Source organism: Stenotrophomonas sp. GD03680 (genome assembly GCF_029844625.1).
Taxonomy (GTDB): Bacteria; Pseudomonadota; Gammaproteobacteria; order Xanthomonadales; family Xanthomonadaceae; genus Stenotrophomonas; species Stenotrophomonas maltophilia_P.
Genome location: NZ_JAOCKC010000013.1, coordinates 1 through 24,294, shown reverse-complemented (window position 1 = coordinate 24,294; position 24,294 = coordinate 1). Strand labels below are relative to the sequence as shown.

The following is a 24,294-nucleotide window of genomic DNA, read 5'->3' as shown; positions in this document are numbered from 1 at the left end:
CCGGGGCGCACCGCAAGGGCGCCCTTTCTGTGTACGTGGCCCAAACGCGGCACGGTTGTGGCCGGATCGATGCTTGCCGGCGCCTCCCCTATCGATATATCGTTTCGATACTCGTTACCGATATATCGAAATGAGCCGTTCCCCTTCCCCCAGAACCCGTTCCAGCGAATCGGCCATGCCCCGCCGCCATGGCCAGCCACGCGTGCTGAGCCGGGGCGACCTGCGCCTGCTGGTGCTGGCCCTGATCGGCGAGCAGCCGCGCCATGGCTACGAGCTGATGCAGTTGATCAGCAACCAGTTCCTGCAGGCCTACACGCCCAGCGCCGGCACCATGTACCCGCTGCTGGCGAGCTTCGAGCAGGCCGGCTGGGTGGCATCGGAGGAAGTGGATGGCCGCCGGGTGTTCCGCATCACCGCGGCCGGCGAGTTCGAGCTGAAGGTGCAGCGCACCCAGGTGCGCCTGGCCCAGCGACGGGCCTTCGATCGCGCCCGCGAGATCACCAAGGCATCGCTGCCGCCGCCGCTGGCCAGCGCCCTGCGTGACTTCAAGCGGGCGCTGGTGCATCACCACGGCCGCTGGGCCGAAGGCGAGGCCGAGCAGGTGGCGGCGCTGCTGTCGCAGGCATCGGCACTGATCAACGGCACCACCGGTAGCGAGCCCACCTCTTCAACGACCCAGCCAGACTGACTCCAGCCAGGTCTCCCCCTACGCCGCGCCCCCTGCGCGACACCTTTACAGGTATTCCCATGACTGAGCATCACAACGCGCGCCTGCGCCTGGATGTGAGATTCCGCGAACTGACGGTGCTGCGCACCGAGGTGGTCACCCCGCACATGCGCCGCGTCGTGCTGGGCGGCGATGATCTGGCCGGCTTCGATTCGCCCGGCGCCGACGACCACATCAAGCTGTTCTTCCCAAACGCCAGCGGCGAAATGGTGCTGCCGGTGCTGACGGCCGAAGGCCGCAGCTACCCGGACGGCAAGCAGCCGTCTCCGGCACGCGACTACACCCCACGCTGGTGGGACCACGACGCCGGCGAACTGGCCATCGACTTCGTGCTGCACGACCAGGGCATTGCCGGGCCGTGGGCTGAACGGGCGCAGCCGGGCGACACGCTGGTGATCGGCGGCCCGCGCGGCTCGTTCGTGGTGGCCGACAGCTACGACGCCTACGTGCTGATTGGCGATGAAACCGCGCTGCCGGCCATTGCCCGCTGGCTGGATGTGCTGCCGGAGGGCGCCGAGGTGCAGGCTTTCATCGAAGTGAGCGACGAAGCCGAGCGACAGGACCTGCCGCAGTACGAGAACGTGCAGATTCACTGGTTGGAGCGCAATGGCTTCCCGGCGGCCAGCAGCACGCTGCTGGAAGACATGCTGACCGACTTCGAGGCGCCGGAGGGCGACACGTTCTACTGGATCGCCACCGAATCGCGTCGCGCACGGATGATGCGCAAGTTCATCGAAGGCCATCTGGGCGTGCCGCGCGACTGGATCCGCTCGACCGGCTATTGGAAGGCGCACCCGGACGATACCGACGGCGACTGAGCGCGCCGCGTTTGCCTCAGTCTGCGTGAGCCGGGCATGGCCCGGCTCTGCAGCAGGCAGCCACCGGGATGTGTTGCTGTCGCCATCCGAACCGGTGCGCGGCCCAGATCTCCAGCGCCATCAGCAGCACAACGACCAGCCACGGCAGCAGCAGGCCGAAATACACGCCCGGCATCATGCCGTTGATCTGCGCTTTCACCAGCCGCAACACGCCGCGGGTGTGCAGCAGTTCGTCCACGCGCATCGTCAGCGCTTCGCGCACCACCGTCGGCTCCACGCCCAGTACACCGGCCTTGTCCACCAGAGTGTCTTCCACCAGCCCGCGCAGCACGCCTTCGCGCACCTTGCCGATCACCCAGCCACTGGCGCGTCCCAGTGCGCCATCGCCCAGGCCATCCAGTACCGGCAGCGGGTGTTCGCTGAGGTAGGCCGAGGCGACGGCTTCGGCCACATCGCCCACCGTGCCTTCGCTGTGCAGCGCATCGCGCATGCGCGGGTCGTCAAGCGAGTCGGTGAACCCGTGGCTCCACTGGGCCACGAGCGTCTGCAGATGCGGCTGGAAATGGTCCATCTGCTGGAGCAGCGCGCGGTGCGCGCCCGCGGTGAAACCCAGCTGCAGGCCGAAGAAGGCAGTGCCCAGCGGCAGCAGCAGCGCGTAACTGGCCAGCAGCCAGTGATGCCAGCGCCTGCGCCGCTGCAACCAGCCGCGGCGGCGCAGCGCATACCAGCCGGCCAGTCCGACCATGAGGCCCAGCAGCGCGCCCAGCACGCTGCCCACTGCCAGATCGAGCACGCTCAACCCGGCCCAGAATTCGTTCAACCAGTACTGCACGTCCTGCATGGCCTTCCTTCCGTGGATGAAACAGCAGGCGATTGTAGGACCGGGTTCACCCTCGGTGGCTCTTCGGCCCATGCCACAGGGTCAGACCCCTTGTCCCACGGAGCGGCGCATGACGCCGGCAGCGGATCGACCCGGGCAGATGCGACAATCGCGCTCCTTTCCAGTTGCAACGAGGCCCCTGTGGGCAAACTGACCTTGGCCGGCGTCGATGCGCTGCGCTCCCGCTTCAACGACGACGCCGCCTGTGATGGCGCGCTGGCGGCCTTCGCTGATCCGGCCGCCCTGCGTGCACCGCTGCGGGATCTGTTGGACGCCGAACACCGGTTCCTGCAGGCCGAGTACGAAGTGGCGCAGGTGGCCGATGTGCTGCGCCGCGACCAGAAGTACGCGCCGGTGGGCCGGCCGTCGGTGCATATCGTGCAGCTGCGCAAGCAGCAGGCGGCGACCAGGCAAGCCGCGTTGATCGCACGTCAGGTGGTGGCGCAGGCCGCGCAGACCTTCGTGCGGATGAGTGGCATGACGGTGAAGGCCAAGCAGAGCCCGAGCGAGGCGTGTGCAGCGTGGTTGGGCGCGCTGCGCTGAGCGCGCGTACCCGGTAGTGGCCAACACGCGTTGCCCGCGCTCAAAAAAGAAGGCCCGCTTCGCAGCGGGCCTTCTGCCTTCTCACGACGAGTGAGCGGGGTGCATCAAGCGGCCGGCTTCTCGCCGGTGGCTTCGGTGGTGATGCGGATCTTCACTTCATCGCTGACGTTCGGGGCGTAGGCGCCCACGCCGAAATCGCTGCGCTTGAGGGTGGTGGTGGCATCGAAGCCGGCGGCCGGAACCTTGGCCATCGGGTGCTCGCCACCGCCGTTGATGGTGACGTCCAGGGTCACCGGCTTGGTGATGTCCTTGATGGTCAGATCGCCAGTGACGGTCAGCTTGTTGGTGCCGGCCGATTCCACCTTGGTGCTCTTGAAGGTGGCCGCCGGGAACTTGGCAGCGTCGAAGAAGTCGGCGCTCTTCAGGTGCTCGTCGAACTTGGCGGTGAAGCTGTTGAGGCCGCTCAGCGGCAGCTTCACTTCCACGGTGGACTTGGTCACGTCGGCGGCGTCGTACACCAGGGTGCCTTCGGCGTTGCCGAAGTGCGCGCTCGGGTTGGAGAAGCCGAAGTGGCTCCACTGTGCCAGCACGTCGGTGTGGCTCGGGTCGAGCTTGTAGGTGCCCGAGGCGATCTGGATCGCTTCGGCGGCCGGCGCGGCAGCGGCAGCATCGGCAGCCGGGGTGGCGGCCGGCTGTTCGGTGGCGGCCGGAGCGGCGGCATCAGCGGCCGGGGCAGCGGTATCGGCCGGCTTGGAGCAGGCGGCGATGGCCAGGGTCAGGGCCAGCGGCAGCAGCAGTTTACGGGTGGCGCTCATCTGAGGAACTCTCCGGATCGTAGGGTGGGTACAGGGTGCAGCAATGGCCCGCCGCAACCGGCGGGCCCGAAACCGATACAGCGACTTACGCGATGCGCGCCGCTTCGTCGAACGACAGACGCGGCAGGCGCGGGAACAGGCCCGCCGGGTCACCGTACCCCAGGTTGACCAGGAAATTCGACTTGATGCTGGTGCCGGCGAAGAAGGCTTCATCGACCTTGGCCGGGTCGAAGCCGGACATCGGGCCGGCATCCAGGCCCAGCGCGCGCGCGGCCAGGATCAGGTAGGCGCCCTGCAGGCTGCCGTTGCGGATGGCGGCCTCGTGGCGGCCTTCCTGCGGGCCGTCGAACCAGGACTTGGCGTCGGCGTGCGGGAACAGGTACGGCAGCTTCTCGTGGAAATCCAGGTCGAAACCGATGATGACGGTGACCGGTGCGGCCATGGTCTTGTCATGGTTGCCTTCGGACAGCGCGGGGGCCAGCTTGGCCTTGGCTTCGGCCGACTTCACGAACACGAAGCGCGCCGGGCTGGCGTTGGCCGCGGTTGGGCCCCACTTCACCAGCTCGTACAGTTCCTGCAGCAGGCTGTCGTCCACCGGGGTGTCGAGGAAGGCATTCTGGGTGCGGGCGGTGCGGAACAGCTGATCCAGTGCGGCGGCGTCAAGCGCGTGGGACATCGGTGCATCTCCAGGGCGGCGAAGGGGAGTCAGTGCCCGCGGGCAACGCGGGGCGAAACGACCAGCCGCAGTGTAGAGTGTCGCGACTGTTGCAACACCCAGCAGGGCTGAAACGAATTAATGCCAATGGTGAAACGATCGAGCGCACCGTGGACGGTCACCGATGGCCGTGCAGGCAATGTCCGCCAAGCGGTCGCGCTGGCCTCGGCGCTGCGCCAGGGCACCTATCGACCCGTGGTACTACAGCCTCGGGCGCCCTGGCGCTGGGTCACCCCGCGGCGCCTGCCCGGGGATGCCAACGGCTACGGCGATGCGTTCGCGGCACTGGCTGCCGAGCCCCCTGCGCTGGCGATCGGCTGTGGCCGCCAGGCCGCCGGTGCGCTGCGCGTGCTGCGCGCCCGCGGCACGCAGGTGGTGCAGATCCTCGACCCGCGCATCGGCGCCAGGCATTGGGACGTGGTGGTGGTACCCGAGCATGATCGCCTGCGCGGCAGCAATGTGCTGACCTTGATCGGCAGCCTCAACCCGGTCGATGACGACTGGCTGGCCTGGGGACGGGCCGCGTTCGCCGGCTTCAGCACCCTGCCCGGTCCGCGCACTGCACTGCTGGTGGGCGGCCCGACGCCGCTGGCGCCGTGGGACGAAACGGCGATGGTCGGTGTGTTCCGCGCCCTGGCCGCGCAGATCCGCAGTGAAGGCGGCAGCCTGCTGGCCACCACCTCGCGACGCACCCCGCCGGCACTGGCCGAGATCCTGCGCGCGACCTTCGCCGACCTGCCGCACGTGATCTGGGGCGACGGCGGCGACGGGGTGAATCCGTATGGCGGCCTGCTCGGCTGGGCCAACCGGGTGGTGGTATCGCCCGATTCGGTGAACCTGCTCTCTGAAGCCTGCGCCACGCGCATGCCGGTGATGGTGGCGCTGGCGGAGACCGCGCAGGGACGCCTCGCCCGCTTCCAGCAGCAGCTGCACGAGCGCGGGCGATTGCAGACACGCTGGCTGGACTGGCAGTACGACCGCATCGAACCACTGCGCGAAACCGCGCGCATCGCCGCCGAGGTCAGGGCGCGGCTGGCATTGGGGTAACGCCCCACCGTTGACGGCTGGTGTGTTCCTGAACGGGTGGTTTTGGATTTGCCTTTGGCCGCGCGGATAATGGGCGATTCCCCTTGTCCTCCTGGCTCGCCATGTCCGTGCGTCCCGCCCCCGTTTTTGCCCCGCTGACCCCGCGCGCCCTGGTGCTGGCCGTGCTGGCGATGGGCGCGGTGGTGCTGCTGTCGAACGTGCTGGTGCAGTACCCGATCAACGACTGGCTGACCTGGGGTGCGTTCAGCTATCCCGTCGCGTTCCTGGTGAGCAATCTGATCAACCGTCGCTTCGGCCCGGGACCCGCCCGGCGCGTAGCCTGGATCGGTTTCGCGGTGGCGGTGCTGTTGTCGGTCTGGGTGGCGACGCCGCGCATCGCCATCGCATCGTGCTCGGCCTTCATCGTGGCGCAGCTGCTGGACATCACCGTGTTCGACCGCCTGCGCCGGGGCAGTTGGTGGCGTGCGCCGATGGTAGCCACCACCTGCAGCGCGACGGTGGACACCACGATCTTCTGGTCGATCGCCTTTGCCGGTTCCAGTCTGCCGTGGGTGAGCTGGGCGGCAGGCGATCTGGCCGTGAAGCTGGCCATCGGCGTGTGCCTGCTGGCGCCGTTCCGCGCGCTGCTGTGGAAGATGGCGCCGCTGCGCGCGGAAAGCGCGCGGTGATTCCGCCGGGCATGGCCCGGCGCTACCGTTGCGTTTGTTTGGATGACGCCGGCATGGCGCAGCGCGCCTGTTCGGGTAGTGCCGGGTCGTGCCCGGCGGCCTCGCCGCCGATCAGCCGAACGGCAGGCCGGCCGCCCGGCAGGCCGCACTGATTGCTGCGCAGGCCGCTTCGATGGCCGGTGTGGTCGGTGCCAGCCGCGGGCGACGGTCCAGCGTGCAGGCCAGGCCCACATCCAGCAGCGTGGCATGCGCAGCGTGCAGTGCCTGCGCGGTGGCGACCGGCAGGAATTCCGCTGCGGCCAATGCATCGATCAACGACGGCGTATCGCGGGGTGACAGCAGCGCCGGTACCTGTGCACTGCGCTCGAGCACACCGGTCTGCAGCAGGAACTCCAGGTCCACCACGCCACCGGCGCCCTGCTTCAGGTCGATGCGCGCGGCATCGCTGCGGTCCAGTTCGGTGCGCATGCGCCCTCGCATCTTCAGCACATCGGCATAGAGGGTGGCGGGGTCGCGTGCACGGCCCAGGGTCTGCGCACGCACCTGCTCGAAGTCGGCCAGCAGGCTGGCATCACCGGCCACGCCGCGCGCGCGCACCAGCGCCTGATGCTCCCAGGTCCACGCGCGTTCGCGCTGGTATTCGGTGTAACTGGCCAGCGACGAGACCAGCGAGCCTTTGCCGCCGTCCGGCCGCAGGCGCACGTCGATGTCGTACAGGCGACCGGCGGCGGTGACCGCGCCGAGCAGGGCCATCACCTTCTGTGCCAGCCTGGCGTACCAGCGTCCCGGCTCCAGCGCGCGCGCGCCATCGCTGGCCTCCACGCCCGCCGGATGATCGTGCAGGAATACCAGGTCCAGATCGGAACCGAAGCCGAGTTCGAGGCCCCCCAGGCTGCCATAGCCGATGATCGCAAAGCGCCCGCCGGGAATGCCGCCGTGGGCGGCCTGCATGTCGGACTCGGCCATGGCCAGCACCGTGACCACCACCGCCTGCGCCAGCTCGGCCAGTTGGCGGGTGCTGTCGACCGCGCCCTGGCGGCCGTCCAGCGTGGCCATCGCCATGCGGAAACTTAGGGCCAGCCGGGTTTCGTTGAGCCAGCGCAACGCGGCTTCCGGGTCTTCGACCGTCAGCGCCTGCTGGCATTCGGCCAGCATGCCGGCCGCATCCGGCATCGGGCCGGACACGCGCACGTCCAGCAGTTCGTCCAGCAGCAACGGATAGGCCGCCAGGCGCTCGGCCAGCAGCGCGCTGCGCGCCAGCACATCCACCAGCCGCGCCAGCGCACTGGGCTGTTCGTCCAGCAGGGCCAGATAACTGGTCCGGCGCAGCACCGCCTGCAGCAGGCCGAGTACGCGCTTGAGCGCGGCATCCGGTTGCGGCGAGCGCGTGGCGGCGTGCAGCAGCGCCGGCAGCACGCGGTCCAGCCGCGCGCGCGCGGCGTCGGACAGCGACTTCACGCCGGTGCTCTGCGCGAAATCGCGCAGCGACTGATCGGCGCCGTTCGCATCGAGGAAACCGGCTTCGGCCAGCAACGGCGCGTCACTGCCACCCGGCAGGCTGCGCCAGTAGTTGGCCAGCGCGTCCGGCGCCGCCTGGCCCTTGCGCGGTGCCAGCAATGCAGCGAACTCGGTGCTGACCCGCTGCTGCTGCACGGCCAGTGCAGCGCGCAGCGCCTCCCAGTCCGGGTAACCCAGGCCCAGGGCGATGCGCTCGCGGTCGATCGCATCGCTGGGCAGCACATGCGTCTGCGCATCGCGCAGCATCTGCAGCCGGTTCTCCAGGCGGCGCAGGAACAGGTAGGCCTGCTCCAGCGATGCGCCGTCCTCGGGCGCGATCTGGCCCGCCGCCACCAGCGCCTGCAGCGCCACCAGCAGACGACGTTCACGCAGGGCCGGTTCGCGGCCGCCACGGATCAGCTGCAGTGCCTGGCACAGGAATTCGATTTCGCGGATGCCACCGGCACCGCGTTTGATGTCTTCATGCAGTTCGCGGCGGGCGACTTCAGCCGTGATCGCAGCCTTCATCTCGCGCAGTCCGTCCAGCGCGGTGAAGTCCAGATAGCGTCGATAGACGAACGGACGCAGGGTCTGCAACCACGCCTCACCGGCGGCGACATCACCGGCCACGGCACGTGCCTTCAACCAGGCGTAGCGCTCCCAGTCGCGGCCTTCCCGCTGGAAGTACTGGTCCATCGCAGCGAACGACAGCGCAACGCGGCCGGCACTGCCGAACGGGCGCAGGCGCAGGTCGACGCGGTGGCTGAAGCCATCGACGGTGGTTTCATCCAGCAGCTTGGCCAGGCGCTGGCCGAGCCGCGCGAAGTACTCTTCGGCGGCCAGCGGACGCGGTCCGTCCGATTCACCGCCCTGCGGGTAGGCGTAGACCAGGTCGATGTCGGAGCTGAAGTTGAGTTCGCCACCGCCGAGCTTGCCCAGGCCAAATACGACAAGTTGCTCGACGCGGCCCTCGTCATCACGGATCACGCCGTGGCGCTGTGCGAATTCCTGCTGCAGGGCGTCCAGCGCCAGCCGCAGGCAGTCTTCGGCCAGGGCGGTGGCGCCGGCCAGGATCTGCGCCACGTCATCCAACCCGGCCAGATCGCGCCAGACCAGGCGGGTCGACATCGCTGCACGCCAACGCCGCAGCTGCGCCGGCCATTCACCGGGCTGCACCGGGTCGAGCACCGGCGTCGGCAACGGCGGGCACCCCGGCTGGGCCAATTGCGACAACAGGCCGGGCTGCCGCACCAGCGTGTCCAGAGCGAAGTCACTGGCGATGGCCAGGTGGGTCAGCAGGGGCCGCAGATCGGCCGGAATCGGTTCCGGAACCACCTGGGCCAGGCGCGACAGGGCACGATCAACCAGGGGCTGCAGCGCGGCGGGCAGTTCGGCGGGGGCGAGGGTCATGCGTTGATTCTCGCGGCGCCGGGCGCCTTTGCCAACGGCGGGAAGTCGCTGCGCCGCCGTCCATCGCGCGCATTCATCCTGGGCAGCGGGCAATAAAAAAGCCCGCTTGCAGCGAACTGCCAGCGGGCTCTGCTCCCTCCCCCACGTCGGGATGCAGGGCCATCCTGCGGGCTGCGAAAGGACTTTGCACGCTGCACTGCAAAACAGAACCGGCGGGTATGGATAGCCCCGCCCGCGAAAAGCCATTCCACGAAGGTAGCCCCCCCGTACGCCGGGGGATGGCCGATAATCGAGGCTCCCCCCAGAAACACTGTCGTCATGTCTGTTGATCGCATCGCCAACGCGCGTCTCCGCGACCGCGTGGTCTCCGCCGAGGCCGCAGCCGCGCTGATCCAGCCGGGTGAAACCGTGGCCATGAGCGGGTTTACCGGCTCGGGCTATCCCAAGGCCGTCCCCGTGGAACTGGCGCGCCGCATCGAAGCGGTGCATGCCCAGGGCCAGCCCTTCCAGATCAAGCTGATGACCGGCGCCTCCACCGCGCCGGAGCTGGACGGTGCGCTGGCCAAGGCCGATGGCATCGCCATGCGCATGCCCTTCCAGAGCGACCCGGATGCGCGCAACCGCATCAATGAAGGCAAGCTGGATTACATCGACATCCACCTCAGCCACGTCGCCCAGCACGTCTGGTTCGGCTTCTACGGCGAGATCGACACCGCCGTGGTGGAAGTCTCGGCCATCCGCGAGGACGGCTCGCTGGTGCCGTCCACCTCGGTCGGCAACAACAAGACCTGGCTGGACCTGGCGAAGAAGGTGATCGTCGAGGTCAACGAGTGGCAGCCGGCCGGCGTCGATGGCATGCATGACATCTACTACGGCACCGCGCTGCCGCCGCATCGCAAGCCGATTCCGCTGGTCAACGCCAACGACCGCATCGGCGATACCGCGCTGCGCTGCGACCCGGACAAGATCGTGGCGGTGGTCCGCACCAACGGCCCGGACCGCAACAGCCCGTTCAGCCCCATCGATGCGACCAGCGAGCAGATCGCCGCGCACCTGATCGACTTCCTCAAGCACGAAGTGAAGCACGGCCGGCTGCCGCCGAATCTGCTGCCGCTGCAGTCCGGCGTGGGCAACATTCCCAATGCGGTGCTGGCAGGCCTGGCCAGCAGTGGTTTCCGTGATCTGGCCGCGTTCACCGAGGTGATCCAGGACGGCATGCTCGACCTGCTGCGCGACGGCGTGCTGAGCTATGCCTCGTGCACGGGCTTCGCGCTGAGCCCGCAGGCCAACGAGACGTTCAAGGAGAACATCGACTTCTACCGCGAGCGCATCATCATGCGCACGCAGGAAATCTCCAACCATCCCGAGCTCGTGCGCCGGCTGGGCTGCATCGGCATGAACGGCATGATCGAGGTGGACCTGTACGGCAACGTCAATTCGACGCACGTGATGGGCACGCGGATCATGAACGGCATCGGCGGCTCTGGTGACTTTGCCCGCAACGGGTTCCTGTCGGCGTTCCTCAGCCCGTCCACGGCGAAGAACGGCACCATCTCGGCGATCGTGCCGATGGCCAGCCACGTCGACCACACCGAACACGATGTCTCGGTGATCGTCACCGAGCAGGGCCTGGCCGATCTGCGCGGCCTGACCCCGCGCAAGCGTGCGCAGGTGCTGATCGACCGCTGCGCGCACCCGGATTTCCGCCCGCAGCTGCAGGACTACTTCGACCGCGCCAGCCGTGAGAGCTATGGCAAGCACACCCCGCACCTGCTGCCGGAAGCGTTGTCCTGGCACCAGCGGTGGCTGGATACGGGCACGATGAAGGGTTGAGGCATAGGGTTCGCCGGGCATGGCCCGGCGCTACCCGTGCCGGGCGGTCGAGCAGGTAGCGCCGGGCCATGCCCGGCGAGCGCGCTACCCGTGCCGGGCGGTTGAACAGGTAGCGCCGGGCCATGCCCGGCGAGCGCGCAGCGCGGGATGAGGCGCGGCGGTCAGGGCGTGTCGCGCACCAGCGCGTCGGCCTCGACCACGCCACCGTCCTTGCCGTGCAGGTACAGATGCATGTCCTGCTGCGGGTAAGGAATGTTGATACCAGCCTTGTCGTAGCCCAGCTTGATCTGCTCGAGCAGCGTCACCTTCGTGCCGAACCAGTCGGCCGACTTCACATAGCAGCGGATGCCCAGATTGATCGCGTGCGCGCCCAGCTCGTAGACCACTACATCCGGCACCGGCGTCTGTAGTACGCGCGGGTCGGCCTTCATCAGCGCGAGGGCGGTATCGCGCGCCAGCTGGATGTCGTCGTCGTAGCCGATGCCGACCACCAGCTCGACGCGACGGGTCGGTTCGGCCGTGAGGTTGATGATCGGCGCCGCGGTGATCAGGGTGTTCGGAATGGTGGTGTGCTGGTTGTCAGCGCCGGTGATGACGGTCTGGAAAATGCGCACTTCGCGTACCGTGCCGGTCTGGCCGGCGACCGTCACCACATCGCCCACGCGGAACGGGCGCAGGGTCACCAGCATCACGCCTGAAGCGATGTTGGACAGCGAATCCTTCAGCGCCAGGCCGACGGCCAGGCCTGCGGTACCGAGCACGGCCAGCAGCGGGGTGATCTGCACGCCGAGCGTGCCGATGGCCAGCACCACCACGATCACCAGCGATGCGGCGTAGACCACGTTGCGCAGGAAACTGCCCAGCATCGGGTCCACGCCCATTCGCGCGGTCGCGCGCGGCATCGCGTTGGACAGGCGGCGTGCCACCCACAGGCCGACCAGCAGCACCACGATGGCGGCCAGCAGTGGCACGCCATAGGTTTCCAGCAGTCGCTCCCAGTTCAAGGTGTGGAACCAGGATGACGTGGCGGGCGTAGCGGGTGCGGCGGCGATCATGCGGGTGGTCCTCTGCTGCGAAAGGGAGTTGCCCAGGGCAGGGCAGGGCGTGCGCGCACGCCAGAAACAGCAAGCCCCGCAGAGGCGGGGCTTGCATGCAGCAGCAGTATGGGCGGACGTCGATGAAAACGACGTCAGCCTGCAGCCTTCAACGCATCATGCGCTGGCCTTCAGCTTGGCCAGGCGCAGCCAGGTATCGACCACGGTGTCCGGGTTCAGCGACACCGATTCAATGCCTTCCTGCATCAGCCATTCGGCCAGGTCCGGGTGATCGGACGGGCCTTGGCCACAGATGCCGACGTACTTGCCCTTGGCCCGTGCCGACTTGATCGCCATCGACAGCAGCTTCTTCACTGCCGGGTTACGTTCGTCGAACAGATGGGCGACGATCGACGAGTCGCGGTCCAGGCCCAGGGTGAGCTGGGTCAGGTCGTTGGAGCCGATCGAGAAGCCGTCGAAGATCTCCAGGAACTCATCGGCGAGCAGTGCGTTGGACGGCACTTCGCACATCATGATGATCTTCAGGCCGTTCTCGCCCTGCTTCAGGCCGTTCTGGGCGAGGACTTCCACCACCTTGCGGCCTTCTTCCAGCGTGCGCACGAACGGAATCATGACCCAGAGGTTGTCCAGGCCCATTTCGTTGCGCACGCGCAGTACGGCCTTGCACTCCAGCGCGAAGGCAGCCGAGAAGCTCGGATCGACATAACGGCTGGCGCCGCGGAAGCCGATCATCGGGTTCTCTTCGTGCGGCTCGTAGTTGCTGCCGCCGATCAGGTTGGCGTACTCGTTGGACTTGAAGTCCGACAGGCGCACGATCACCGGGTTCGGCGCGACCGACGCGGTGAGGGTGGCGATGCCCTCGGCCAGGCGGTCCACGTAGAAGCTGACCGGGTCGCCATAGCCGGCGATCTTCTCGTCGATCTTCTTCTTGGTTGCCGCGTCCTGGCGGTCGTACTCCAGCAGCGCGTTCGGGTGGATGCCGATGTGGCTGGCGATGATCATTTCCAGGCGCGCCAGGCCGATGCCGGCGTTCGGCAGCTGGCCGAAGTCGAAGGCACGTTCCGGGTTGGCCACGTTCATCATGATCTTCAGCGGAGCCGGCGGCATGTTGCCCAGATCGGTGGTGGTGCGCTCAAAGCCGAGCTTGCCTTCGTAGATGAAGCCGGTATCGCCTTCAGCGCAGCTGACGGTGACCAGCTGGCCGTCTTCGATGACCTTGGTGGCGTTGCCCGAGCCGACCACGGCCGGTACGCCCAGCTCGCGGGCGATGATCGCGGCGTGGCAGGTACGGCCACCGCGGTTGGTGACGATGGCCGAAGCGCGCTTCATCACCGGCTCCCAATCGGGATCGGTCATGTCGGCAATCAGCACGTCGCCCGGCTGCACGCGGTTCATGTCGTCCAGCGTCTTCACCACGCGGGCCACGCCCGAACCGATCTTGGCGCCCACGGCACGGCCTTCAGCCAGCACGTTGCCGCCCTTTTCGGTCAGCGCGAAGCGCTCGATCTGGGTGGCGTGGCTGCGCGACTTCACCGTCTCCGGGCGCGCCTGCACGATGAACAGCTTGCCGCTGACACCGTCCTTGGCCCACTCGATATCCATCGGGCGGCCGTAGTGCTTTTCGATCACCAGCGCCTGCTTGGCCAGTTCCTGCACGTCCTCGTCGCTGATCGAGAAGGTGTTGCGCAGTTCGGCCGGAGTGTCCTCGATCCTGACGCGCTCGCCGGGAACGTCCGAGTACACCATGCGGATCGCCTTGCTGCCGAGCGAGCGGCGCAGGATCGCCGGCTTGCCGGCCTGCAGGGTGGGCTTGTAGACGTAGTACTCGTCCGGGTTGACCGCGCCCTGCACGACCATTTCGCCCAGGCCGAAGGACGAGGTGACGAACACCACGTCGCGGAAGCCCGATTCGGTATCCAGGGTGAACAGCACGCCGGAGGAACCCACGCCCGAGCGCACCATCAGCTGCACGCCGGCGGACAGGAACACGTCCTCATGCTTGAAGCCGTGGTGTACGCGGTAGGCGATGGCGCGGTCGTTGTACAGCGAAGCGAACACTTCCTTGACCTTGTGCACGACATCGTCGGCACCGGTGACGTTGAGGAAGGTTTCCTGCTGGCCGGCGAACGAGGCGTCGGGCAGATCTTCGGCGGTGGCCGAAGAGCGCACCGCCACGGCCACGTCGCCGCCGCCGTTCTCGGCGCTCAGCTTGGCGTACGCGGTCCGGATGTCCTGGTCCAGCTGCGGCTGCAGCGGAGCGTCGATGACCCAGCCACGGATTTCCTTGCCGGCCGCGGTCAGCGCGGTAACGTCCTCGACGTCCAGCGTGGCCAGCTTGTCGAAGATGCGCTTGGACAGATCGTTGTGCGCGATGAAGTCCTTGAAGGCTTCAGCGGTGGTGGCATAACCGCCTGGCACCGACACGCCCAGACCGGCCAGATTGCCGATCATCTCGCCCAGCGACGAATTCTTGCCGCCTACGCGGGCCAGGTCGGCCAGACGCAGTTCGTGCAACCACAGGATGTTCTCGTTCAAGCGCGATGCTCCGTTTGGCCATCGCCCGAGGCGGGCTGTAATGGCCGCGTCCGTAGGAAGAAGCCGATATGATGCCGGGCAGAGTACCGTCGGCACAAGCTTGTGCTGGCGGCCTTTTTAGGCTTCGTAGGGGGTAAAAGCGCGCATGTCGACCATCCGCCCGGTGTTCTATGTTTCCGATGGAACCGGTATCACCGCTGAAACCATTGGACATAGCCTGCTGACCCAGTTCTCCGGGTTCAGCTTCATTACCGATCGCATGTCGTTCGTCGATGACCCCGAAAAGGCCCGTGAAGCCTGTGCCCGGATCCAGGCGGCGGGGGAGCGCTACCAGGTCCGGCCGATCGTGGTGAACTCCTGCGTGGACCAGAGCCTGAGCCTGATCCTGGCAGACAGCGGGGCGCTGATGCTGGACGTGTTCGCGCCGTTCATCGAGCCGCTGGAGCGGGAACTGTCCAGCCCGCGCCTGGCCCGGGTCGGCCAGGCCCACGGCATGGTCGATTTCGACACCTACCACCGCCGCATCAATGCGATGAACTTCGCCTTGACCCACGACGACGGCATCGCGGTGAACTACGACGATGCCGACGTGATCCTGGTGGCGGTGTCGCGGGCCGGCAAGACCCCGACCTGCATCTACCTGGCCCTGCACTACGGGGTGCGCGCAGCCAACTATCCGCTGACCGATGAAGACCTGGAAAGCGACCGCCTGCCTGCGCGGCTGCGCAACTACCGGCGGAAGCTGTTCGGCCTGACCATCGACCCGGACAGGCTGCAGCAGATCCGCCAGGAGCGCCGGCCGAACTCACGCTACGCCAATCTGGAAACCTGCCGGCGCGAAGTGGCGGCGGCCGAGACCATGTTCCGCATGGAGAGAATTCCGACCCTGAGCACCACCCACACCTCCATCGAGGAAATCTCCAGCAAGGTGCTGGGCACGCTGGGGCTGCAGCGCGAAATGTACTGATCCTCTCCCGCCGGCGCCGGCGATGCCGGGCCACGCTGGATGGCTGCGCTGCGTGCTCGCCGGGCATGGCCCGGCGCTACCCGTCGGCGCGTGGCTGGACAGGGACGATCGCGGCCGGTGGGTTGGCTGCGGCGTGAACCGCCCCCACGTTGAACCACCAACGTGTAGGATCGACCCATGGCCCGAGCCTTGCCCCGAACCGAACGCATTCCCCGCCTGAGCCGGCTGAGCTGGCTCATGGGCCTGTATGCGGAAAACTACCGGCACCTGGTGCGCCTGTTCGCACCGGCCGAGCTGGTTGCGGGCAGCTACATCTCTTCGGTGGGTGATGGTCTGGATGTGCGCCTGGACGTGATCGAGTGCCATCGCTACACCGTCGAACTGCGCCTGACCTACGACCTGGCCGACCCGGTGACCGGCGAGCCGGACCCGTCGGCCTATGTGCGCCTGTACCGCGACGCACGCCAGGCTGAAACCACCCATTGCTACGTCGGCCGCCGCTGGCAGGACACCATGGGGCTGTATCCGCCGCCGGCCGAACTGATCAGCCACCGCATGCGGATGAACACCTTCCTCGGCAAGTGGCTGGAATACCTGGCCGAGCGTGGCCATGGCGTGGCCACCCTGCGTCGCGATCCGGACGGCAGCGCGGCAGCCGATGGCGAGCGTCGCCTGTCGCTGGTGCGCTGATCGGCCATAATCCGGGGCTGACCTGCCGCCGGATGCCGCCATGCCGTATACCCCGATCGTCGCCACCCTGGGCTATGTGCTTTCGCCCGACGGGCGCCAGGTGCTGATGATCCATCGCAATACCCGCCCCGGCGACCACCATCTGGGCAAGTACAACGGCCTGGGGGGCAAGATCGAGCCGAGCGAGGACGTGGCAGCCGGCATGCGCCGCGAAATCGCAGAGGAAGCCGGCATCGCGTGTACCTCGATGCGTCTGCGCGGCACCATCAGCTGGCCGGGTTTCGGCAAGCACGGTGAGGACTGGTTCGGGTTCGTGTTCGTGATCGACGGCTTTGAAGGCAGCCCGCACGGCGGTAACCATGAGGGCACGCTGGAGTGGGTGGACCTGGACAAGCTCGACACGCTGCCGATGTGGGAGGGCGACCGCAATTTCCTGCCGCTGGTGTTCGACGCGGATCCGCGTCCATTCCACGGGGTGATGCCGTACAAGGACGGACGCATGCAGAGCTGGTCGTTCAGCCGGCTGTGAGCCGCGTCGAGGCAGTGCGGATTAATACCCGGGTGATATTGACGCCATAAAATTGCCCGGGTAATATTTCCGCATCGCCCCGGTGCCCGTGCCATGTCCAATGCTCCCCTTCCGCCGTTCAGCTGCTTCGACGGTCATCGACTTGTCGCTTCCGGTACGCCGGACGTCGCCGCGCTGGCGCTCAGGCAGCTGCGTGCCGATGCGGCTGCCGGCCCGCTGCTGGTGTTCGACAACGCCACCGGCCTGACCCGGGATTTCGACACGCGTGGCAGCGTCGCGCAGCTGCTGGTGCGTATCGCCCAGGCCTTCCCGGCATCACGCCCGGACGCCGATGTGCAGACGGCGGCCACCGATGAACCGGTGGTGGCGCGCGGGCGCGGGCGACCGAAACTGGGTGTGGTCGCGCGCGAGGTCACGCTGCTGCCGCGTCATTGGACCTGGTTGGCCGGACAGCCGGGCGGCGCCTCGGTGGCGCTGCGGCGGCTGGTGGAAGCGGCCAGCCGGGCCGGTGCCGATCTGGACCGGCAGCGCCGCAACGCCGAGCGCGCGTATCACTTCCTGCAGACCATCGGCGGCGATCTGCCCGGCTTCGAGGAAGCCACGCGTGCGCTGTTCGCGCACGACCGCGCGCGCCTGCAGGCTGTGCTGGAAAGCTGGCCCGTCGACGTACGCAGCCACGCTTTGCGTCTGGCCTTCGACGAACCTGCCGGCAGCACCGACGACTGACCTGCCGCCTCGCACATGCAAGCGGCCGCGCTGACCGCGGGCCGTTACTCCTCCCACCTGCGTCTCCTGCTGGCCCGTTGGCCGGGCAGGGCAACGCTTTGCCCATGGAATGCCCATGAATCCCCCATCACTGTCCGCAGCGCCTGTGTCGCCCCCCCTGTGGCGCGCCTATCTCGGGTTGTTGCTGCCGATGCTGTTGACCAACGCTCTGCAGCTGGCCTCCGGGACGCTCGACAACATCTACCTCGGCCACCTGCTCGGTGCACATGCGGTGGCCGCAGCGGCGGCGGTGTTTCCGATGTTCTTCCTGTTGCTGGCCCTGGCGATGGGCCTGGCCACGGGCGCCACGGTGCTGATCGGGCAGGCGTGGGGGTGCGGTGATGTGGTGCGGGTGCGGCGGGTCGCCGGAACGGCGGTCGCGCTGATGCTGGCGGTGTCGTTGCTGGTGATGGTGGTCGGCAACCTGTTCGCACCGCAGCTGCTGCAGGCGCTCGGCACACCGGCGCCGATCCTGGGTGAGGCCATCGCCTACGCGCGCATCATGCTGAGCGGCGTGCCGATGATCTTCCTGCTCTGGCTGGCAACGTCGGTCAGCCGCGCGGTGGGCGATGCGATGTCGCCGCTGCACGCGTTGCTGATCGCCACCTTGATCGGCCTGCTGTGTACACCCTTGCTGATCGTCGGTGCTGCAGGCCTGCCGAGGATGGGAGCAGCCAGCGCCGCATTCTCCGCGGTGCTGGCTTCCACGCTAGCGTTGGCCTGGCTGTCGTGGCGCTGGCGCCGACAGGGGCATCCGCTGGCACCCGATCGTGATCTGCTGCGTGCGGTGCGCGTGGATGCGGGCACGGCGCGATCAATGTTGCGGATCGGGGTGCCGTCGTCGCTGCAGATGCTCAGCCTGGCCGTTGCCGAAATCGTACTGCTGGGCTGGATCAACCGGCACGGTTACCTGGCGACCGCCGCCTATGGCGCGGTCAACCAGCTGATGAGCTGGGTGCAGCTGCCGGCGATGTCGCTGGGCATCACCGCCACTGTACTGGCTGCGCACGCGATGGGCGCAGGGCGCGTGGCGCGGCTGCCTGCGATCGCCCGCACCGGTGCGTGGCTGGGGGGCGGGCTGCTGGCTGCGGTGGTGGGGCTGGTGATGCTGTCGGCACCGTGGCTGGTCGGCCTGATCCTGGACGCACCGGACGTACGCGCGCTGGCGACAGAGCAGCTGCGCACGGTGGCCTGGGGCGTGCTGGCAATGGGCGGCGCCTCGGTGCTGGTGGGCGTGATGCGCGGCAGCGGCACGGTCGTGTGGCCGGCGCTGCTCGGAATGGCGGCCATCGTGCTGCTGGAACTGCCGCTGGCGGCTTGGCTGCATGCGCGGCATGGCCTGGCGGGACTGTGGTGGGCCTGGCCGCTGGGACTGGTGATGATGCTGGTGCTGCAGCTGTTCTGCTTCGCCGGTTGGCGGCGCCGGATTGCCGGCTGAGCGCCTGGGCGCCTGGCGGCTGCGCTCGCCGGGCCATCCCCGACGGAAAACGATCACTGCCGGTGCGCCAGCAGCAGATGGAAGTGCTTCTCGCGCTGCTGGCCATCGTTGCCTTCCGCGGTTTCACGGTGTGCCCGCCAGGCCGAAACACGGAAGCCCGAGATCCGCAGCGCGCGTTCCACCGCCTCCAGTTCGTGCAGGTGGAAGGTCGAGGCAAACGGCAGACCGCGCATGAAAGTGGCATCGCCGAACGCCAGGCACAGGCGGCCGCCAGGGCGCAGCACCCGCGCCAGTTCGTCCAGCACCGGCGCCAGGTTCGGCCAGAAGTAGAGGGTGTTTACGCTCAGCGCCGCGTCCACGCAGGCATCGGTGACGGGCAGGGCGTGGGCGTCGCCATGGCGCAGTTCCGCGCGATCACCCAGGCCGGTCGAGGCCAGTCGCTGGTTGCCGGCCGCAACCATGGCGGTGGACAGTTCGATACCGAGGTAGCGGCTGTTGGCCGCTTGCAGCAGCAGGGGCGCGAACGCGCCATTGCCCGGGCCGATTTCCAGCACGCTCTCACCTGCAGCGGTCGCGAGCAGGCGGATGGCGGCCTGGTTGAGCCCGCCATTGCTGCGGTTCATCGCGTCGGCCACGTCCAGGGCGTGGTCGCCATGGGGCATCCGCAGTTGAGCGGCCAGGGTGGCTGCGTCCAGCATCGGCATCGTCCGGTGAGGGGATCAGGACGTGGCGACGGCGGGTCCGCCGCTGACCATAGCGCCAGAGAGCCGGCTTGGGAAGGGCGGAAACCCCGCCAGAAGTGATGAGCAAATGTCCACCGTCGCAGTCGGTGAGAACGGGTTGTCCACAGGGGGTGTGGATTACGCGTGGGCAACTTTGTGGATAAGCCTCGACAGGCGCCACCCCCCTAGGCTGTCAAGATGGGTGGCGAAAAATTCACCGCTGGTGACGATGCGTGAGCGACCGGTGAAGGGGGAACGCGGGCCGTGCTGTCGCCAGCGGCTGCGCTCGCGGTAACCTGTGGCCCTTGATGCCCCGTGAGACTTCATGAAACGTCACTTCTCGATGCTGCGCGAGTTCCAGCTGGCGGACTGGTTCACCCTGGCCAACGCCTTCTGCGGCACCGGCGCGGTGTTCGCCGCCATGCGCTTCCTGCAGGATGGCGAGCGTGGCTACCTGCTGTTCGGCATGGCGTTGATCCCGCTGGCCTTCATCTTCGACGCGCTGGACGGCCGCATCGCGCGCTGGCGCAAATCCAGTTCGACGCTGGGCCGCGAGCTGGATTCGCTGTCCGACGTGATCTCCTTCGGCGTGGCCCCGGCCGCGCTGGCCTATGCCTGTGGCATGCAGGGCGGGTGGGACTGGCTGGTGCTGAGCTACTTCGTCTGCTGTGGCGTCAGCCGCCTTGCCCGCTACAACGTGACTGCCGAGGCGCTGGCCGGCGACGAGGGCAAGGTGAAGTTTTTCGAGGGCACCCCGATCCCGACCAGCCTGGTGCTGGTGATCGTGCTGGCGATCGCGGCGGGTACCGACGCGATCGGCCCGGACATCTGGCTTGGCCAATGGCAGCTGGGTCCGTGGCAGTTGCATCCGATGGTGCTGCTGTTCGCCCTGTCCGGGTCGCTGATGATCAGCAAGACCCTGCGTATTCCCAAGCCATGACGGCATCCTGCGGAGGCCTGCGATGACCAGTTCGGCCCATGACGCCGGCAGCAGCGATTTCGAGACTCTGGCCCGGCAGTATTTCGGGGCTTGGGGCGATGCCCTGCGCCATGCCTCCGCCGCCGGTGCGCCGGGCAGCGGCGATGCCGGCAGCTGGCAGCGCCTGTTTGACGGCTGGAGCCAGATGCTGCCCGAGCAGGGGCCGGGTGCGCCGGAGGACGCGGTGCGCCGGTTCCGCGAGCAGGCGGGCAGCTGGTACGGCACGATGCAGGAGGTCGCCAGCCGCTTCGCCGGTCGCGATGCCAGCAGCGCAGAAGTGGCACAGGCCTGGCGTGAGGCAGTGCAGGGCCAGGGGGATGGCCTGCTGCAATGGATGCTGCAGGGCGCGCGCGGCAGCACCCAGGCCGGCGGTTCGTTGCCGGAGTTCGCCAACTGGCTGCAGCAATGGCAGCTGCAGGCGGGCCCGTGGCTGCAGAGCCCCGCCTTCGGTCCCGGCCGTGAACACCAGGCGCGCTGGCAGGCCCTGCTGCGCGCGCAGGAGGATTACCAGCAGCAGTCACGCGCCTATGTCGAACAGATCCGGCAGGCGCTGGACGAGGCCTTCGAGCTGTTCGAGCAGCGGCTGGCCCAGCATGAGCAGCCCGGCAGCCAGTTGACCAGCGCGCGGGCGATGTTCGACCTGTGGATCGAGGCGGCCGAAGAGGCTTACGCCAAGGTGGCCCTGTCCGAGCCGTTCCAGCAGGTCTATGCCGACCTCGGCAACGCACAGATGCGCCTGCGCGCTGGGCTGCAGCGCGAAGTGGAGCAGGTAAGCGAGCGGATCGGCCTGCCGACCCGTTCCGAAATGGATGCCGCGCACCGTCGCATTGCCGAGCTGGAGCGCAGCCTGCGTCGCCTGCAGGCGCAGGTGACGGTGCTGGCGGGTACGGCGACGGTGGATCCGGCCGCACAGCCGGCCCCGGCCAGGGTGAAGCCTGGCACTCGCAGGGCGGCCGCGAAGAAGGCGGCGCCAGCGCCGAAGGCTGCAGTCAAGAAGGCTGCAGTCAAGAAGGCTGCAGTCAAGAAGGCTGCTGCAAAGCGTGCGCCAGCCAGGAAGGCGACATCCCGTACTTCCTCGCGGAAAACATGACCGATGAAGGGACCTCTGGGCTTCAATGCCGATGACCTGATGCAGGAGACCCTGGCCATGCAGCGCAAGCTGATGGAAGGGCTGAAGCTGCTGCCGCAGGTGGAAGATGTCGATTACGGGGTGACCGCCCGCGAGGAAGTCTGGCGTGATGGCAAGGTGGTGCTCTATCGCTTCGTCGGCGAACAGGCACCGACCCGGCGGACGCCGCTGCTGATCGTCTACGCACTGGTCAACCGCCCCTACATGGTTGACCTGCAGGCCGATCGCTCGCTGGTGCAGAAGCTGCTGGCACTGGGGCAGGACGTGTACGTGCTGGACTGGGGCTACCCGGATCGATCCGAACGGTTCCAGACGCTGGAGGACTACCTGCTGCGCTACATCGAGGGCGCGGTGGATGCCCTGCGCGCGCGCAGCGGCGGCCCGGTGGACCTGCTCGGCATCTGCCAGGGCGGTGTGTTCGCGCTGTGCTATGCGGCGCTGCGCCGGCAGAAGCTGGGCAAGCTGATCACCATGGTGACGCCCGTTGATTTCCACACCGCCGACAACATGCTCTCGCACTGGGCGCGGCAGGTGGACGTGGACCTGCTGGTGGACACGCTGGGCAACATCCCGGCCGACCTGATGAATGCCAGTTACCTGATGCTCAAGCCGTTCCGCCTGAACGTGCAGAAGTACGTGGGCCTGCTGGACATCCTCGATGACAAGGCCGCGCTGGAGGATTTCCTGCGCATGGAGAAATGGATCTTCGATTCGCCGGATCTGGCGGGCGAGGCGTTCCGCGACTTCATCAAGCAGTTCTACCAGGACAACGCGCTGGTGAACGGTACGGTGCGGATCGGCGAGGAAGCTGTGGATCTGTCGCAGGTGACCCTGCCCGTGCTGAACATCTATGCCGAGCAAGACCATCTGGTGCCACCGGATGCGTCGCGCGCGATGCGGGGGCGCCTGGGCACGGAGGACTACACCGAGTCCAGTTTCCGCGGGGGGCATATTGGAATCTACGTGTCCGGACGGGCGCAGCGCGAAGTGCCAGCTACGATTGATGGCTGGTTGAAGGCCCGGGACGGGAAGGGCTAGTCTCAGGCGCTCTGGACGGGCTGGAGCCAAGGATGCTGTCGCACAAATCACTGCTGGTTGCAGCGCTGCTGCTGACCCCTGCATGGGCCCCTGCGGCCCCGGGCCCCGTAGCGCGCGGCGAAATCGCGCAGCTGATCTCCAGCCTGGACGGCTCCCAGTGCCGTTTCCAGCGCAACGGCCGCTGGTACGACGGCAGCAGTGCGCGCGCGCACCTGCAGCGCAAGTACGACTACCTGCTGAAGAAGGACCTGGTGGACAGCGCCGAGCAGTTCATCGAACGCGCCGCTACCCAGAGCAGCATGAGCGGCAAGGCCTACCGCATCCAGTGCCCCGGGCAACCGGAGCAGGCGTCGGCTGCATGGTTCAGCGCACGGCTGCAGGCGCTGCGCCAACGCACGCCGTAGACAGGGGGCGGTGTAGAGTCGAGCCCTGTTCGACTGCCTTATGCACTCCCAGGAGGATCCGCCATGAGTACCGCGCCCCGCACGTTGTCGCGTTCGCTGAACGACCGGATGATCGCCGGGGTGATGGGCGGCATCGCGCATCGCTTCGGCTGGAATTCCACGCTGCTGCGGGTGGTCTTCGTACTGGTGTCGCTGGCATCGGCGGCATTCCCCGGCATCCTGGTCTATCTGATCCTGTGGCTGCTGATTCCCAACGAGGCCGATTGAACCGTCCTGCCATGGTCCGGCCGATCTGGCTGCGTGCGTTGCAGGTGCTGGGTGCAGCCTGGACCGTCCCCAATTCGCTGATCGGCCTGGTCGGAGGCCTGGCCGGGCTGCTGGGCGGTGCGACGGTGCGCTGGAGCGGCCTTGACTGCGCGCTGGTGTTCGACCGCTGGCCCTGGGGTCCCGGCGGGGCGATCACCCTGGGCAACGTGATCCTGCACACCGGGCATGACCTGGGCATTTCCTGCCGCACCTATGCGCATCAGGCGGGGTGGGGCGTGGAACCGCTGATCCGGCTGGATGATCACGAACGTGCGCACGTGTACCAGTACATGGTGCTGGGGCCGTTGTACCTGCCGGTGTACCTGTTGTGCGGTGGGGTGAGTGCGCGCAACCCGTTCGAGCGGGCGGCGGATCATTACGCCCGGTTCGGGCACGGCTGGTGGCCGTAGTCTGCAGCCAACGGCACAGCCCCTCGTGGGCGGCAATGGACGCCGTGAACCGTTCCCTGGGGGCTTGGCCGCGGCATCCATGCCGCGGACACCCCCGCGACCCCAACCCGACCGCCCTCTGATAGAGGGCTGTGGCCTGCACCACCCACGGAAAAGAAGAAAGAACAGCAGAAGCCGGTCGCCCGCTGCACGTGCTCGTGTAGAGCCGAGCCTGCGCTCGGCTTCGTGGACTGACCTGAAAGCAGCCGAGCGTGGGCTCGGCTCTACAAAATGCAGCCGGCCAGGCTGCTTTTGCTTTCGATCTTCTTTTTCTTTTCCGTGGGTGAACGTGCCCGAAGAACTGTCAGGGGCCGGGCGGGGTGGGTTCGCGGGAC

At 67.7% G+C, this 24,294-nt stretch carries 24 protein-coding genes; 17 read left to right on the top strand and 7 right to left on the bottom strand.

Annotated elements, in window-relative coordinates; translation table 11 throughout:
- Window positions 1-130: 130 nt before the first annotated feature.
- On the top strand, window positions 131-688 hold the full coding sequence (locus N5J29_RS13790; RefSeq protein WP_164151049.1) for a PadR family transcriptional regulator: 558 nt from the start codon (window positions 131-133) through the stop codon (window positions 686-688).
- A gap of 59 nt (window positions 689-747) precedes the next feature.
- Window positions 748-1,545: a siderophore-interacting protein gene (locus tag N5J29_RS13785; RefSeq protein ID WP_053520112.1), complete on the top strand. Its 798-nt coding sequence runs from the start codon at window positions 748-750 to the stop codon at window positions 1,543-1,545.
- A 16-nt stretch (window positions 1,546-1,561) separates the two neighbouring features.
- On the opposite strand, the gene N5J29_RS13780 is transcribed toward N5J29_RS13785, so the two are convergent.
- Window positions 1,562-2,386: a hypothetical protein gene (locus tag N5J29_RS13780; protein WP_164151051.1), complete on the bottom strand. Its 825-nt coding sequence runs from the start codon at window positions 2,384-2,386 to the stop codon at window positions 1,562-1,564.
- 180 nt (window positions 2,387-2,566) lie between these two features.
- On the opposite strand from N5J29_RS13780, the gene N5J29_RS13775 reads away from it, so the two are divergent.
- The gene (locus N5J29_RS13775; protein WP_164151053.1) at window positions 2,567-2,968 is read left to right on the top strand and encodes a hypothetical protein; all 402 of its coding nucleotides are present in this window, start codon (window positions 2,567-2,569) and stop codon (window positions 2,966-2,968) included.
- Window positions 2,969-3,072: 104 nt separating this feature from the next.
- On the opposite strand, the gene N5J29_RS13770 is transcribed toward N5J29_RS13775, so the two are convergent.
- Window positions 3,073-3,783, bottom strand: a complete 711-nt coding sequence (locus N5J29_RS13770) for a YceI family protein (RefSeq protein WP_074902043.1) — start codon at window positions 3,781-3,783, stop codon at window positions 3,073-3,075.
- An 85-nt stretch (window positions 3,784-3,868) separates the two neighbouring features.
- On the bottom strand, window positions 3,869-4,459 hold the full coding sequence (locus tag N5J29_RS13765) for a malonic semialdehyde reductase (RefSeq protein WP_053520115.1): 591 nt from the start codon (window positions 4,457-4,459) through the stop codon (window positions 3,869-3,871).
- 126 nt (window positions 4,460-4,585) lie between these two features.
- Between N5J29_RS13765 and N5J29_RS13760 the strand changes: the two genes are divergently transcribed.
- Together N5J29_RS13760 and N5J29_RS13755 are read left to right on the top strand one after the other, a co-directional pair.
- A complete protein-coding gene (locus tag N5J29_RS13760) occupies window positions 4,586-5,545 on the top strand; it encodes a mitochondrial fission ELM1 family protein (protein WP_164151055.1) in 960 nt (319 codons plus the stop codon).
- A gap of 101 nt (window positions 5,546-5,646) precedes the next feature.
- Window positions 5,647-6,213: a queuosine precursor transporter gene (locus N5J29_RS13755; RefSeq protein ID WP_053520117.1), complete on the top strand. Its 567-nt coding sequence runs from the start codon at window positions 5,647-5,649 to the stop codon at window positions 6,211-6,213.
- Window positions 6,214-6,324: 111 nt separating this feature from the next.
- Here the strand turns inward: N5J29_RS13755 and glnE are convergent, their stop codons facing one another.
- A complete protein-coding gene (glnE, locus tag N5J29_RS13750) occupies window positions 6,325-9,120 on the bottom strand; it encodes a bifunctional [glutamate--ammonia ligase]-adenylyl-L-tyrosine phosphorylase/[glutamate--ammonia-ligase] adenylyltransferase (protein ID WP_164151057.1) in 2,796 nt (931 codons plus the stop codon).
- Between the two features lie 318 nt (window positions 9,121-9,438).
- On the opposite strand from glnE, the gene N5J29_RS13745 reads away from it, so the two are divergent.
- Entirely contained in the window at window positions 9,439-10,953 is a 1,515-nt protein-coding gene (locus N5J29_RS13745; protein WP_053519658.1) for an acetyl-CoA hydrolase/transferase family protein, read from the top strand.
- Between the two features lie 161 nt (window positions 10,954-11,114).
- Here N5J29_RS13745 and N5J29_RS13740 read toward each other — a convergent pair whose 3' ends face one another.
- Complete coding sequence (locus N5J29_RS13740; protein ID WP_164153104.1) at window positions 11,115-12,008, bottom strand: mechanosensitive ion channel domain-containing protein; 894 nt, start codon at window positions 12,006-12,008, stop codon at window positions 11,115-11,117.
- Window positions 12,009-12,164: 156 nt separating this feature from the next.
- The gene (ppsA, locus tag N5J29_RS13735; RefSeq protein WP_053517874.1) at window positions 12,165-14,543 is read right to left on the bottom strand and encodes a phosphoenolpyruvate synthase; all 2,379 of its coding nucleotides are present in this window, start codon (window positions 14,541-14,543) and stop codon (window positions 12,165-12,167) included.
- A gap of 145 nt (window positions 14,544-14,688) precedes the next feature.
- Here ppsA and N5J29_RS13730 point away from each other — a divergent pair, with 145 nt between their 5' ends.
- From N5J29_RS13730 to N5J29_RS13710, 5 genes are all read left to right on the top strand, one after another.
- Complete coding sequence (locus N5J29_RS13730) at window positions 14,689-15,510, top strand: pyruvate, water dikinase regulatory protein (protein WP_053517875.1); 822 nt, start codon at window positions 14,689-14,691, stop codon at window positions 15,508-15,510.
- A 177-nt stretch (window positions 15,511-15,687) separates the two neighbouring features.
- Entirely contained in the window at window positions 15,688-16,200 is a 513-nt protein-coding gene (locus N5J29_RS13725; RefSeq protein WP_053517876.1) for a DUF1249 domain-containing protein, read from the top strand.
- 40 nt (window positions 16,201-16,240) lie between these two features.
- Window positions 16,241-16,729, top strand: coding sequence for an 8-oxo-dGTP diphosphatase (locus tag N5J29_RS13720; protein WP_053517878.1), 489 nt, complete (start codon window positions 16,241-16,243; stop codon window positions 16,727-16,729).
- Window positions 16,730-16,822: 93 nt separating this feature from the next.
- The gene (locus N5J29_RS13715; protein WP_053517880.1) at window positions 16,823-17,455 is read left to right on the top strand and encodes a DUF2239 family protein; all 633 of its coding nucleotides are present in this window, start codon (window positions 16,823-16,825) and stop codon (window positions 17,453-17,455) included.
- Window positions 17,456-17,570: 115 nt separating this feature from the next.
- Window positions 17,571-18,932 carry an MATE family efflux transporter gene (locus N5J29_RS13710; RefSeq protein ID WP_204313645.1) on the top strand — a complete coding sequence of 454 codons (1,362 nt, stop codon included), beginning with the start codon at window positions 17,571-17,573 and terminating at the stop codon, window positions 18,930-18,932.
- Between the two features lie 53 nt (window positions 18,933-18,985).
- On the opposite strand, the gene N5J29_RS13705 is transcribed toward N5J29_RS13710, so the two are convergent.
- Window positions 18,986-19,636 carry a class I SAM-dependent methyltransferase gene (locus N5J29_RS13705; protein WP_065182725.1) on the bottom strand — a complete coding sequence of 217 codons (651 nt, stop codon included), beginning with the start codon at window positions 19,634-19,636 and terminating at the stop codon, window positions 18,986-18,988.
- Between the two features lie 343 nt (window positions 19,637-19,979).
- Between N5J29_RS13705 and N5J29_RS13700 the strand changes: the two genes are divergently transcribed.
- The 6 genes from N5J29_RS13700 to N5J29_RS13675 all read left to right on the top strand — a co-directional run bounded on the left by N5J29_RS13700 (window position 19,980) and on the right by N5J29_RS13675 (window position 23,920).
- Window positions 19,980-20,594, top strand: a complete 615-nt coding sequence (locus N5J29_RS13700) for a CDP-alcohol phosphatidyltransferase family protein (RefSeq protein WP_053517884.1) — start codon at window positions 19,980-19,982, stop codon at window positions 20,592-20,594.
- A 22-nt stretch (window positions 20,595-20,616) separates the two neighbouring features.
- The gene (gene phaE / locus N5J29_RS13695; RefSeq protein WP_197624576.1) at window positions 20,617-21,723 is read left to right on the top strand and encodes a class III poly(R)-hydroxyalkanoic acid synthase subunit PhaE; all 1,107 of its coding nucleotides are present in this window, start codon (window positions 20,617-20,619) and stop codon (window positions 21,721-21,723) included.
- Between the two features lie 3 nt (window positions 21,724-21,726).
- Window positions 21,727-22,800, top strand: coding sequence for a class III poly(R)-hydroxyalkanoic acid synthase subunit PhaC (locus N5J29_RS13690; RefSeq protein WP_053517887.1), 1,074 nt, complete (start codon window positions 21,727-21,729; stop codon window positions 22,798-22,800).
- 32 nt (window positions 22,801-22,832) lie between these two features.
- Window positions 22,833-23,204 carry a YfeK family protein gene (locus tag N5J29_RS13685; protein ID WP_053517888.1) on the top strand — a complete coding sequence of 124 codons (372 nt, stop codon included), beginning with the start codon at window positions 22,833-22,835 and terminating at the stop codon, window positions 23,202-23,204.
- A gap of 63 nt (window positions 23,205-23,267) precedes the next feature.
- The gene (locus N5J29_RS13680; RefSeq protein WP_074899197.1) at window positions 23,268-23,471 is read left to right on the top strand and encodes a PspC domain-containing protein; all 204 of its coding nucleotides are present in this window, start codon (window positions 23,268-23,270) and stop codon (window positions 23,469-23,471) included.
- An 11-nt stretch (window positions 23,472-23,482) separates the two neighbouring features.
- Complete coding sequence (locus N5J29_RS13675; protein ID WP_164153109.1) at window positions 23,483-23,920, top strand: hypothetical protein; 438 nt, start codon at window positions 23,483-23,485, stop codon at window positions 23,918-23,920.
- Window positions 23,921-24,294 lie beyond the last annotated feature (374 nt).

Excerpts from the sequence above, each read along its gene's own strand:
- N5J29_RS13745 (WP_053519658.1), top strand. The coding sequence starts at position 9,439 with ATGTCTGTTGATCGCATCGCCAACGCGCGTCTCCGCGACCGCGTGGTC.
- N5J29_RS13785 (WP_053520112.1), top strand. The coding sequence starts at position 748 with ATGACTGAGCATCACAACGCGCGCCTGCGCCTGGATGTGAGATTCCGC.
- N5J29_RS13730 (WP_053517875.1), top strand. The coding sequence starts at position 14,689 with ATGTCGACCATCCGCCCGGTGTTCTATGTTTCCGATGGAACCGGTATC.
- N5J29_RS13710 (WP_204313645.1), top strand. The coding sequence starts at position 17,571 with ATGAATCCCCCATCACTGTCCGCAGCGCCTGTGTCGCCCCCCCTGTGG.
- N5J29_RS13715 (WP_053517880.1), top strand. The coding sequence starts at position 16,823 with ATGTCCAATGCTCCCCTTCCGCCGTTCAGCTGCTTCGACGGTCATCGA.
- N5J29_RS13700 (WP_053517884.1), top strand. The coding sequence starts at position 19,980 with ATGAAACGTCACTTCTCGATGCTGCGCGAGTTCCAGCTGGCGGACTGG.
- N5J29_RS13720 (WP_053517878.1), top strand. The coding sequence starts at position 16,241 with ATGCCGTATACCCCGATCGTCGCCACCCTGGGCTATGTGCTTTCGCCC.
- N5J29_RS13765 (WP_053520115.1), bottom strand. The coding sequence starts at position 4,459 with ATGTCCCACGCGCTTGACGCCGCCGCACTGGATCAGCTGTTCCGCACC.
- glnE (WP_164151057.1), bottom strand. The coding sequence starts at position 9,120 with ATGACCCTCGCCCCCGCCGAACTGCCCGCCGCGCTGCAGCCCCTGGTT.
- N5J29_RS13680 (WP_074899197.1), top strand. The coding sequence starts at position 23,268 with ATGAGTACCGCGCCCCGCACGTTGTCGCGTTCGCTGAACGACCGGATG.
- N5J29_RS13705 (WP_065182725.1), bottom strand. The coding sequence starts at position 19,636 with ATGCCGATGCTGGACGCAGCCACCCTGGCCGCTCAACTGCGGATGCCC.
- N5J29_RS13725 (WP_053517876.1), top strand. The coding sequence starts at position 15,688 with ATGGCCCGAGCCTTGCCCCGAACCGAACGCATTCCCCGCCTGAGCCGG.
- N5J29_RS13740 (WP_164153104.1), bottom strand. The coding sequence starts at position 12,008 with ATGATCGCCGCCGCACCCGCTACGCCCGCCACGTCATCCTGGTTCCAC.
- phaE (WP_197624576.1), top strand. The coding sequence starts at position 20,617 with ATGACCAGTTCGGCCCATGACGCCGGCAGCAGCGATTTCGAGACTCTG.
- N5J29_RS13690 (WP_053517887.1), top strand. The coding sequence starts at position 21,727 with ATGAAGGGACCTCTGGGCTTCAATGCCGATGACCTGATGCAGGAGACC.
- N5J29_RS13770 (WP_074902043.1), bottom strand. The coding sequence starts at position 3,783 with ATGAGCGCCACCCGTAAACTGCTGCTGCCGCTGGCCCTGACCCTGGCC.
- N5J29_RS13755 (WP_053520117.1), top strand. The coding sequence starts at position 5,647 with ATGTCCGTGCGTCCCGCCCCCGTTTTTGCCCCGCTGACCCCGCGCGCC.
- N5J29_RS13780 (WP_164151051.1), bottom strand. The coding sequence starts at position 2,386 with ATGCAGGACGTGCAGTACTGGTTGAACGAATTCTGGGCCGGGTTGAGC.
- N5J29_RS13790 (WP_164151049.1), top strand. The coding sequence starts at position 131 with ATGAGCCGTTCCCCTTCCCCCAGAACCCGTTCCAGCGAATCGGCCATG.
- N5J29_RS13760 (WP_164151055.1), top strand. The coding sequence starts at position 4,586 with ATGGTGAAACGATCGAGCGCACCGTGGACGGTCACCGATGGCCGTGCA.
- N5J29_RS13685 (WP_053517888.1), top strand. The coding sequence starts at position 22,833 with ATGCTGTCGCACAAATCACTGCTGGTTGCAGCGCTGCTGCTGACCCCT.
- N5J29_RS13675 (WP_164153109.1), top strand. The coding sequence starts at position 23,483 with ATGGTCCGGCCGATCTGGCTGCGTGCGTTGCAGGTGCTGGGTGCAGCC.